Raw genomic sequence first — 10,728 nt, forward strand, 5'->3', positions numbered from 1 at the left:
TGATCATGTGGTGATCGAGGCCACGGGCAATGCTGCTGCCGTCGCTGAAGTGCTGTCGCCCTACGTCGATCGGATCGTGATCGCCGCACGCTCGGATTGAGGCCAAGATAGGCAACGAGCTTCTGTGGATCGCTGAAGCGCCGTATGTCGCCGATTGCCGCGGCAACGCTCGCAGCCACGGTGACGTCGAGGCCGGGTAACGTCATCAGGCGGCGGATTGTCGGATCCTGAAGGGCATGTACGGCGATATCCGCCTCGACCACCGTCAACGCCTCGTTGATCTGGTTAATCAAGCCGAGGTGGCGCTCGATGGCGGCGCGCTCATCCGCAGGCAATATTTGCCTCGTCAGCCATTTGCGCCCGCTGATCCCGACGAGGTTCCCATGCGGACACGGCGGGATCAGGTGGGCGTGGAGGATTGACTGGATGAGGTTCTTCAGCCGCGAACGCTGGCGAACCAGCTGTGTCCGCCTGGTGACCTGTCTTCGGAGGGCAAGGGTCCTCGGATCCGGAACCCAGACCTCCGGCAGAAAGCCCGAGGCGTAGAGCTTCGCAAGGACAGTGGCGTCGATCTTGTCAGTCTTCACCTTCGCGTGCGCGATCATGTGCACCTGCTTGGGATTGGCGGCACATGCTGAGCAAGGATACCGACTACATCTGGGCCCGGCCGGCCTTGCTCGCCCGCAAGTTCAGATCGGTCGAGCTGCGTGCCGGCCTTCCGACTAGCCATGCCAGACGCGGCACCGCCTTCGACTACAACATCCCGGCCAAGCGCACCGAAGAACGATCCCGCGTCGAGAAGGCGGAAGCTGCCTATGCAGCAGCGACTTCCCAATGGCGAACGAGGCCGGAAAGGCAGAAGGCTGTGGAAAAAGCCGCCGAATGAGAAGAACGGGCTATTCTACAACATCCGTCTGCATCGGCTTACCGGGCGCAATGTAATGCCAATCGACGCGGTTCTGATCCGCCCAGGAGAGGATGGCGTTCGAGGTGAACTCGCTGCCATTGTCGCTGACGATCATTCCCGGCCGGCCGCGCTCGGTGATGAGCCGGTCCAATTCGCGGGCAACCCGCATGCCCGAGAGAGACGTATCAACGATGAGTGCCAGGCACTCTCTCGTGCAGTCGTCGACGACGGCCAGGATGCGGAAGCGGCGCCCGTCTGTGAGCTGGTCCGATACGAAGTCGAGCGACCAGCGCTCGTCGGGCCTCAGCGGCACCACCATCGGCGCCCTGGTCCCGATCGCCCGTTTGCGGCCGCCACGGCGGCGAACGGCGAGCTTCTCCTCCCGATAGAGCCGGAACAGCTTCTTGTGGTTCACGACCAGGCCCTCCCGCCTCAGCATCACGAGAAGACGCCGGTAGCCGAACCGGCGACGCTCCTGCGCGATCGCCTTCATCCGCTCGCGAAGCTCGCGGTCGTCCGGCCTGCTGGTCTCGTAGCGAACCGTCATGCGGCAACAGCCGAGGCCGTAACCTCGCCGCAACGGCTAGACGTGCATGGCTTTACACGCCCGCCGTTCGCTCATCCCGAAGCCTTCCTTCAGGCGAGCGACAGCTTTCCGCTTGGCCGCGGGCGTCACCATTTCTTTCCCACAAGATCCTTCAACGCGGCATTGTCGAGCATGGCGTCGGCCAGAAGCCGCTTCAGCCGCGTGTTCTCGTCCTCCAGAGCCTTCAGTCGCCGAGCCTCGGAGACATCCATCCCGCCGAAGCGGGCCTTCCAGTTGTAAATCGAGGCGTCGCTGACCCCGTGCTTGCGGCACAGATCGGCAACCGATACCCCGGCCTCATGTTCCTTCAAAATTCCGATGATCTGCTCTTCAGAGAAGCGGCTACGTTTCATGTCCTGGTCCTCTCGATGGGCCAGAACGAACTTCAAACCGGATTAGATCAGAGGGGCAAGGTCAGTCGGAGTTGCCCGCAAGCTCGCCGTCCATCCTGCATCGAATGTGGAACGATGCGACCGAGTTCCGCTTCGGTAGGAAGCCGGCCCGGCCTCACTAATCCCAATCAGAGAAGCCTGCTAGGCGTGTCTACGCGACGCACCAGCTCTGCATCACTTCGAGCGAGAAGCGGATTGGTCGGATGAAACTGGACACCTCGAACTACCGGCATTTCCAGAGTGGGTGGTGCGACAATGAGGTTGCGAACAGCCTGACGCGCGGCGGGGGCTGGATTTCGGTCGTTGGGGCTGATGCTGGTTGCCGATTTCGGCATCGCGGCGGCGTTTTCCGCCGCTCTCGCCGTCAGGCGAACGCAGTTCGCCGTTGGTGCCAGACGAAGCGGGTGAGATTGTAGGCGAGGTTGGCCATGCCGATCTTGGTGCAGGCGCGAGCGATGCCGATCGTGCGGACAAACAGGCCCATGCGGGATTTCTGCTGCGCGAAGACGTGCTCGATGAAAGCGCGGATCTTTGAGCGCCGGCCATTGGCCCGTGCCATCGCCTCGCTCATCGGCCGGCCTTTCGGCTTCTTGTGATGAATGTCGGAGACGTAGCCGTTCTTGTCCAGCCACGCCTCATTCTTCTTCGAGCGATAGGCGGTGTCGGCCCATACCGTCGAGCCGGTGTTGTTCTTGTCCAGCACGTTGCGAAGCTGCGCCCCGTCCCAAGCCGAGGCGCCGGTGACGTTCCAGCCGCGGATGAAGCCGTGGCGGCGATCGATCGAGGCATGGTTTTTGTAGCCGAAGGCGGGAACGGCGATATCGCGCTGCTTCGTCTTTCCCTCCTCATCGGCCTTGGCCTTCGAGAACTTCACGGTCCAGCGCGCGTCCCGGTCCTTCTGGCGCAGCTTGGCTGGTTTCTTCTGCCACTCGTCCGGCACCTTTCCTGCCTTGATGTCAGCCTTTTCAGCATCGGAATTGCGTTGCTTCGGCGCCGCCACGATCGTGGCATCCACGATCTGGCCACCCATCGCCAGATAACCGGCCTTGGTGAGGTGCTTGTCAAAACGGGCGAACAGGTTGTCCATCGCCCGGGCCTGCGTGAGGTGCTCCCTAAACAACCAGATCGTCTTGGCGTCGGGCACCTTGTCGCCGAGCCCCAACCCGAGGAAACGCATGAAGGAAAGCCGGTCTTGGATCTGAAACTCCGTCTGATCGTCCGAGAGACTGTAGACGCCTGCAGAACCAGGACCTTGAACATCATCACCGCATCAAAGGGCGGCCGGCCGCCTTTGGCGCCATCGGAGCGCTTCAGCGCCTTGGCCAGCGATTTCCGGAAAACCTCCCAAGGCACCACCGCGTTCAGCTTCTCCAGTGGATCGCCGGCCGCGCTCAGCCGGACATAACGCTCGTCAATGTCCCAGAATCCAGCCTGGCCTCGCATCCAACGCCTCCGTGCAAATCACCAGGCGAAGTGAATCAAAATGCGGTCTCAATTGCGAGGTTTTTCGAGGTGTCCAACTGCTTGGCCTCATGCGCGCGCAGGCTCTGCCGGCACGTCCGGGGCCGATCTGCGGCCTGGATCCTCAACAATACCTCCATCGCTCGACCGCGACCGAAAGGGGCGATCGGCAGAGGCGATTACCCCATCGAACAGAGGAGCCTACCAGTGTTGGTAGGTTCATTCTTTCCACAACCAGGTTAGGTAAGAGCTGTTCTGGGAAGTACGATTCGAGCAACACAAGGCCCACTGCGACGCGCGGCATGCCCCAAGCCGTGTCCATCCTCAATTAGTAAAACCTTCTTGCCTGTTAACCGGTTGCTCGCGAAGGAGATGATTATGTGTGAAACGACTGGCCGGTCACGCAATATGCGGGCTTTCGACGGCCTGGAATCAAACGTCCGCTTATACTCACGTTCCTTTCCAACTTTCTTCAGTCGAGCGCGCGGCTCTATTATGTTGACGGAGGATGGTCGAAAGCTAATTGACTTCTTTTCTGGTGCCGGAGCACTGAACTACGGCCATAACAACCATGAGTTAAAAGCGGCCATTGTGGAGTACCTTGCGTCGGATGCTGTGATCCATGGGCTTGACATGGCTACTCCTGCAAAACTCGAATTTATGGAGACCTTCAACTCTGTCATACTTCGGGAGCGGGGTCTGAAATACCGGTTCCAATTCACGGGGCCGACAGGCGCTAACGCCATTGAGGCGGCTTTAAAACTCTCACGGAAAGTCACAGGGCGACAGAATATCATTTCATTCACGCATGGATTTCACGGTCTGAGTTTAGGGGCGGTTGCTGCGTCTGGCAATTGTTTCTATCGAAAAGCCAGTGGGGTTTCTTTGTCAGAGGTCACTTTTATGCCGTATGACGGCTATCTTGGACCAACCATTGACACGGCTGACTACATACAAAAGGTATTGCTTGACACTGGTAGCGGCGTTGATTCACCAGCTGCCATTCTAGTCGAATCTGTGCAGGGCGAAGGCGGTATAAATCCGGCTAGCAAGGGGTGGCTGCAATCAATTCAAGCCATAGCAAAAGATAACCATGCACTTTTCATAGTCGACGATGTCCAAATGGGCTGTGGGCGCACGGGAGACTTCTTTAGTTTTGAATTCGCAGGATTGTCACCAGATATTGTTATATTATCAAAGTCGCTAAGTGGGTATGGTCTGCCATTATCCATATTGTTGATCAAAGAAGAGGTCGACGCGTGGCAACCAGGAGAGCACACCGGAACATTTCGCGGAAATAACCTTGCGCTCGTAGGTGCAACCGCAGCTATAAACCTCTATTGGCGGAGTCAGACGTTCTCTCGGGGTGTTCATCGCATGGGAGAAGTTATGCGGCGTCGGCTGGAGGCCATTTCACTCAAGCACGGAAATAGCTTTGCTGTCCGAGGGCGCGGCATGGCGTTGGGATTTGATTGCCAAATGGCAGAAATCGCGGAGGCGACGGCACGCACGGCATTTGAAAAGGGATTGATCGTCGAACGATGTGGGCCCGCTGGTCAGGTCGTGAAATTTTTGCCTGCACTTACCATCGACTCTGAGACGTTAGATTTGGGCCTTCAGGCATTCGAGGATTCTTTGGCCGAAACACTGAGCAGACTAGCTCATTTAAGGGAAACCGTCTATACTGGATCTCATCGAGCAGTAACTACTAGTACAATTTCCGCATCGCAATGAGCATGATATGCGGGGCTGATTAAACCTGCGCTATGCATGGCAACATCGGCGACACAGTGGTAGACACGGCCTAAGTGTGTCGGTTGGGGCCTGTGATAGAATACAAGCCCGCTCGCGCCTGGCCGGCCGTATCGGCGAGGCACACGGGATCCAGATGAATGGTCTTTGATCGACCGAACCCGTCTTGCGAACGTGACAGCGAATTTGAGCCAGGCAGCAAAGTCGCGCCCGACTTGAACGCGTTTCGATGGCAAGAGCGGCGCTGAGGGCGCCACCGGGATGGTCTGCAAGCGGGACAGCACGCCGATCGGCTTCTCCAGCGCGTCGAGCAGGCCAGTCAACTGATTGATATGGCCCAACAGATCGCCGCAGCGGCCGCTGCCTTGCGGGCCAACATGGCCGAACTCGTAAGGGTGCGCGCGCATGCAGGAGCTTGCGCGTAGCCAGCAAAGTGCGCCCGCAGTGACTTGCAGTGAACGGACCGGAGCTGCCCAAGCCACAAGTTGGCAATGCCGTACGCGTATTTGCGATCCGTTCTCCACTGGCTCGCCTCGAAGGCATCGCGCACATGGCGCGTCTCAGGAAGCCCCACCGCTAGGTGAGACCCCAGCAGCGGCAACACAGTGTTGATGCGTTGGGAACATAGGGATGCGAAGGTGGTCGACGAGCCGGAGGTCTGGTCGCCTGGTGTGTAGTGTTCGAAGTACCGCTTGCGCTGATTGGCCGGTAAGCGGCCTTACGTTAGTCTACTTGGCGTTGGCCTTAGTCATGACGCCGTTCACATCACCGCCTCGGCCAAAAAGCCTTTCAGTGGCCGGGCCGGAGCCCGTTGAAGTTCGGGCTGCCCTATACCTGCAAGAACTTGTGCGCGTTGGTGACGAATGCGCTTTGGCTGACAGTGGAGCATTCCACTGATATATATACGTCCAGGCACTTCATTAAATGAATTTGATATAATGTGGATAAGAAGAGATATTTGTATATCGATGGGTTATTTCCTCGTCAATCTTTATGTCATTTACTGCAACCAGCGTAACCCACGCGCCCGAATCTTCATCCGACCAAAATATTTTCGCGTTCGGCATCCAAGAGTGATTCACTACTGAAATAAAGCCGAAAATGACGTATCCGGCCATAGAATCGTTTGTAAGTTGTCGATCATGACGCACGAAGTAATATTGGAACAATCCCGTACGATCTAGTAGTACCGCTTCCGCATCATCAAATCCCCACGTCGGAGCACGTTCAATTACATCTCCAGCCGCGAAAGGGGCATTAGCAAATACACCGCGTCCTTTTCGGGTAACATTTTTCACATACAGAATGTCGCTGCGATCAAATATCTTGCTCACCTTCTCGTTTGCCTCCTGATGCTCATACATAAGCGTTCCTATATTTCTCAATTTTTCCGATGCCGTTGGCTTTTGCTTCCAAATGTGCTAAGTTAAAGGAATGTCCGCGATGGGGCGATCCTCGCTCGCCTGTGGGCTCGCGGTTCTAGCCGCAAACCTCCTCCTTGGCAGCACCGCCAACGAGGCTTCGGCCAAATCGCAACATCGCAATCACCACTATACCTGCCACCCTCCCCTACCGACAACGGAGCAACTCTCCGTTAAACGCCAACCATTGGATAGTTCAGGTCGGGCGCCTTCTCCCGGAACAAAACTAAAGCCCTCTAGTAATTTCTATTTCAACATTTTCGTTTCGAGAGCGAATATAGCTTGTCCTCGAGGTCGTCATAGCTACCAAAATACGTGGGTAACTTAAACCGCAATAAAGCGACCGTGCTAGGGGGGTGTGGCCTGCTGCCGGTTTCGTGGACATCGAGAAGGTGTGTGACGGAACTGGAGAGTGGAAATGCAGAGAAGGAAGTTCAGCCGCGAGTTCAAGCTTGAGGCAGTGAGGTTGGTGAAGAAGGGGCGTCGCGGTTACCCAGGCAGCCCGTGATCTTGATCTCCATGAGAATGTGCTGTGCAAATGGATCCCCAAGACGAGCGTTGATCTGCAGCATGCCTTTCCCGGTCATGGGCAGATGAAGCCGGAGCAGCTCGAGATCGAGCGGCTGCGCAAGGAAGTCGCCAAACTGAAGGCGGAGCGCGACATCCTAAAAAGGGCCGCAGCCTACTTCGCGAGGGAAGTGACATGAGGTTCGCTTTCATCGCGAGGCACCGGGCATCTGGCCGGTGGCATGGCTGTGCGAGGCTCTGAATGTGTCGCGCTCAGGCTTCCATGCCTGGCTTAATCGCAGTCCCAGCGCTCGTTCCCGGCACGACGAGATCCTCGTGTTCAGGACCGACCGCAGCTTCAAGAGCAGCGACCGAACCTACGGCGCGCGTCGGGTCTGGCACGACGTTCTGGCAGACGGGCTTTCCTGCGGACTGCATCGAATCGAACGCCTCATGCGGGAGAACGGCCTCCGGGCAGGTCCACGCCGGTGCGGACTGCCGAAGGATACCGGCGAGCGAGCCGCCGTGTCGGACAACCCCCTCGATCGCATACCAGCCGCCAGCGCGGCATCCTCGCTGGTCATCCCCTGCGCTATCCCCAACCAGAATCGTTGGAGTTCAGATCGCCCCGCAACTGGCGGCCGTCCCCGCAACGGCAACGGCGCTCGGCCAGAACGGTGTGATCGTCGCTTTCGAATGCCCATCGCAACCTCTTTCGTTCAGGTGTTGCGACGAGTGCTTGAATCCGCCTTGCGATCCCCGTCGGAGTGGTGCAGCAGGCTGTCGGGCTTGCCTCTCCTCCAGATCGCCATGATGAGGGCGTCGGTGACGGCTGCGCCGTCACCTCGGCCTTCATCGCCCAGCCGACGAAACGGCGGGAGAACAGATCGACGACGGCGGCAACGCAGATCCATCCATCCGCAGTCCAGACGTGGGTGAAGTCGGCGACCCACTTCTGGTTCGGGGCCGATGCCGTCCGTAGCTCACGGGAGATTGTCGAGGCGGATCGGCCAAGTCGGCGTCCGATCTCGCGTCTCGAAAGACCCTGAATGCGAAGCAGTGCGATCTCCTCACGTTCCGCAACCGAGATACCGCCCGGACGGCGGCTTGGTCGTAAATCTGAACATCGCTGGTGCCATGCCGCCTGCCTGTCGGAACAATCTGGTTCCAACAGGCTGCGACACGCAATGCTGCGACGCGCAGCGGCGGCCTGGACTATCGTGCATCGACTGCCCAATGGCACGCTGAGCGTTCGGCCCGTCGGCCCAAACTGACCAAGCTTGCGCTCAACACGACCTTGCGCACTTATGTGGAGCAAAGACTGGCCGGCGTCGTCCGAGTGGTGCCGCCGTTCCTGGTCCCGCCGTTCCGTGGAAGGGCCGCCGGCATGGCCCGCGAAAGGATCGGCGATGGGCCAGGGCCTGGAGCCCGGAGCAGATTGCCCGACGCTTGCCCATCGACTTCCCCGACGACAAGACGATGCGCTCCCCGACCCTGAACGAAGAGGGCTTGATAGATGCTTCGTGGCTGATGCGGGTCACTGGGAGGGAGACCTCATCCTTGGTCTTGGCAGCTCGGCGGCACACTGGTTGAGCGTACGACACGGTTTCCGATGTTGCTGCATCTTTCCCGGCTTGCGGGGCATGGCGAAAGCTCCGCGCATGAAAAATGGCTCTGCTCTCGCGGGACACGGAGCTGATGCGGTGCCCGACGCGATTCCGCGCACCATCATCACCTTGCCCGACGAGCTGCGTCGTTCGCTGACCTGGGACTAGGGAGCCGAAATGGCTCAGCACCATTGGCTCAAGATCGATGCGGGTGTTCAAGTCTACTTCTGCGATCCGCAAAGCCATGGCAGCGTGGCACCAACGAGAACACCAATGGGCTGCTGCGTCAGTACTTCCCGAAAGGCGCTGGAGGACACTCCTCATATGGTCGCAGACAAGATAGTCCGGCAGCACGATGGCGGCACATGCTTTTGTCAGTGTGAGGCGCAGCGACTGCATCATGGCTGCCCACCTACCGATCCTAGTAGTTTATGAGAATGCCATCTCAGCATAATTTGTGCGCGGCCATCGCGTACCGCGATCTCGAGGGGAGGACACCGTGAACCTAACGCGTCCCCTGATCGAACAGCTTGCAATCACTTACATCATGGTAGGTAGAACATGAGGGCAACCGTTCTAAAATTCGGGGGATCTTCTTTTTTGCATCCTGAAGACTACGGTCGAGTAGCTAGGCACATAGCCGACCGATTGGCGGCTGGCGAGAACAAGATCGTTGCCGTGGTCAGCGCGATGTCGGGAACAACTGGCAACCTGAAAGCAGTAATGCTCGGCGTCAACAAGCAAGCATCACCATCGACCCTCGATGCGGCACTTGCAACCGGAGAGATGCTCAGTGCTTGCCTGCTGGAGGCCGCCATCAGCCGGCTAGCAATTTCCGCAACGTCTTTGAACGGCTATTCCCTTGGAATACGCACGGATTCAAGTTTCGGTCGCGCGTCAATAGAAAGCGTAGATCCCACGCCAATTGTGGCAGCATTGCAGGAGCATCAAGTTGCCATTGCCGCGGGCGCCCAGGCAGTGGATCAGTCCGGCAGGTTAACGTTTCTCGGCAGAAACAGCTCTGATCTGACAGCCATTGTAATTGCGCCAATGTTAGGAGAGCACGTTTGCGAAATCTACTCGGATGTTCCGGGCGTCTATACGGCAGACCCCTATCTCATCCCCGGGGCAGAACTGGTTCCAGAGATTGCCTATGAGACAATCGCACAGATGTCGCGACATGGCGCAAAGGTACTGCACTACAGAGCAGTAGAATACGCCGAGAAGCAGGCTGTCACCATTGTTTGCAAATCTCTCACACGCAACGGAGGCGTCGTCGGCACGATTGTAACAGACCATGGGAACACCCGTTCTGTGACAGTGGCTCGAGACACAGCGGTGGTATCGTGCGCCAGCTTTGCAGAACGCGACGATCTTCGCGCGCTTCTTGATCGGCACGACATCAGCTCGATCTGTCTCGAGGAGAAAGATGGGGCTAGCATATGCATTACAAGCGACATTGATTTTGCCGTGCGGCTTGTCCCGCTGATGGGCACTCGTTCGATCTCGATTGGTTCAAGAACTGTTGTGACAGAGATTGATTCTTCAGGGTTGCGCGTCCACTTGCAGGACGATTATGAACGCGCCATTTCCCTGGCCCCGGCAGATTCACGAAAGAATGTATCCTGGAGCGGTTAGCGAACCGCTCGGGTCGAGAAAGGCGAACCAGCGCTCGCCCTGTAGTTCGTTGCTCATCCGCGAAAATAATGCGTAGTGAATCCGCGGTAGCCGGGTCTCCGACCATGAGATCGCCCTGTGGGCGCCCCGCTCGCGAGAGAGCGAATTGTCAGCGACGGTAGCCAGGCACTCTGCTGAGTCGTCAACGACGCACAGATGCGGAGCGCCTCCGCCGTGGGTCAGTCGCCCAAGTCGCCACTGCTGCGGCCTGAAACCGTGCCGGCGATATGCCCGGCTGACAATCAGGATGGACCCTCGACTTCGTCTCCCACGCCGTTGTTAAACGAGCATAATCACATTGACTTCTAGGAGGCGAAAAAATGAACAAGGCGTTGGAGGAAATCCCATTTACCGGAATCCCATTCCCTAGATCTGAATACCAACGACGACACAACAAAGTCTACGCGGCCATGGAAAA

3 protein-coding genes and 8 pseudogenes are annotated in these 10,728 nt (G+C 58.0%); 5 read left to right on the forward strand and 6 right to left on the reverse strand.

Annotation, left to right across the window (positions count from 1 at the left end):
- Positions 1–626 (reverse strand): annotated as a pseudogene (locus NKI95_RS33405) (transposase); the annotation flags it as partial.
- Between the two features lie 5 nt (positions 627–631).
- Between NKI95_RS33405 and NKI95_RS33410 the strand changes: the two are divergent.
- Positions 632–886, forward strand: coding sequence for a hypothetical protein (locus NKI95_RS33410; protein ID WP_352722097.1), 255 nt, complete (start codon positions 632–634; stop codon positions 884–886).
- Between the two features lie 13 nt (positions 887–899).
- On the opposite strand, the pseudogene NKI95_RS33415 reads toward NKI95_RS33410, so the two are convergent.
- A pseudogene (locus NKI95_RS33415) lies at positions 900–1,846 on the reverse strand (IS3 family transposase); the annotation flags it as partial.
- A gap of 403 nt (positions 1,847–2,249) precedes the next feature.
- Positions 2,250–3,328, reverse strand: a pseudogene (locus NKI95_RS33420) (IS5 family transposase).
- 396 nt (positions 3,329–3,724) lie between these two features.
- Between NKI95_RS33420 and ectB the strand changes: the two are divergent.
- Positions 3,725–5,080 (forward strand): diaminobutyrate--2-oxoglutarate transaminase, encoded by a 1,356-nt coding sequence (gene ectB, locus NKI95_RS33425; RefSeq protein ID WP_502909289.1) that lies wholly within the window; start codon positions 3,725–3,727, stop codon positions 5,078–5,080.
- Between the two features lie 938 nt (positions 5,081–6,018).
- On the opposite strand, the gene NKI95_RS33430 is transcribed toward ectB, so the two are convergent.
- On the reverse strand, positions 6,019–6,462 hold the full coding sequence (locus NKI95_RS33430; RefSeq protein WP_352722099.1) for an SET domain-containing protein-lysine N-methyltransferase: 444 nt from the start codon (positions 6,460–6,462) through the stop codon (positions 6,019–6,021).
- Between the two features lie 475 nt (positions 6,463–6,937).
- Between NKI95_RS33430 and NKI95_RS33435 the strand changes: the two are divergent.
- A pseudogene (locus tag NKI95_RS33435) lies at positions 6,938–7,650 on the forward strand (transposase); the annotation flags it as partial.
- Here NKI95_RS33435 and NKI95_RS34600 read toward each other — a convergent pair.
- Positions 7,574–7,730: pseudogene (locus tag NKI95_RS34600) on the reverse strand (IS30 family transposase); the annotation flags it as partial. The pseudogenes NKI95_RS33435 and NKI95_RS34600 sit on opposite strands and share 77 nt — an antisense overlap.
- A gap of 57 nt (positions 7,731–7,787) precedes the next feature.
- Positions 7,788–8,080: pseudogene (locus tag NKI95_RS33440) on the reverse strand (helix-turn-helix domain-containing protein); the annotation flags it as partial.
- A 481-nt stretch (positions 8,081–8,561) separates the two neighbouring features.
- Between NKI95_RS33440 and NKI95_RS34605 the strand changes: the two are divergent.
- Positions 8,562–9,016: pseudogene (locus tag NKI95_RS34605) on the forward strand (IS30 family transposase); the annotation flags it as partial.
- 178 nt (positions 9,017–9,194) lie between these two features.
- A pseudogene (locus tag NKI95_RS33455) lies at positions 9,195–10,347 on the forward strand (amino acid kinase family protein).
- The last annotated feature ends 381 nt before the right edge of the window (positions 10,348–10,728 follow it).

It is taken from the genome of Mesorhizobium sp. M0306, assembly GCF_040321655.1.
Classification (GTDB): domain Bacteria; phylum Pseudomonadota; class Alphaproteobacteria; order Rhizobiales; family Rhizobiaceae; genus Mesorhizobium.

Excerpts from the sequence above, each read along its gene's own strand:
- NKI95_RS33430 (WP_352722099.1), bottom strand. The coding sequence starts at position 6,462 with ATGTATGAGCATCAGGAGGCAAACGAGAAGGTGAGCAAGATATTTGAT.
- ectB (WP_502909289.1), top strand. The coding sequence starts at position 3,725 with ATGTGTGAAACGACTGGCCGGTCACGCAATATGCGGGCTTTCGACGGC.
- NKI95_RS33410 (WP_352722097.1), top strand. The coding sequence starts at position 632 with ATGCTGAGCAAGGATACCGACTACATCTGGGCCCGGCCGGCCTTGCTC.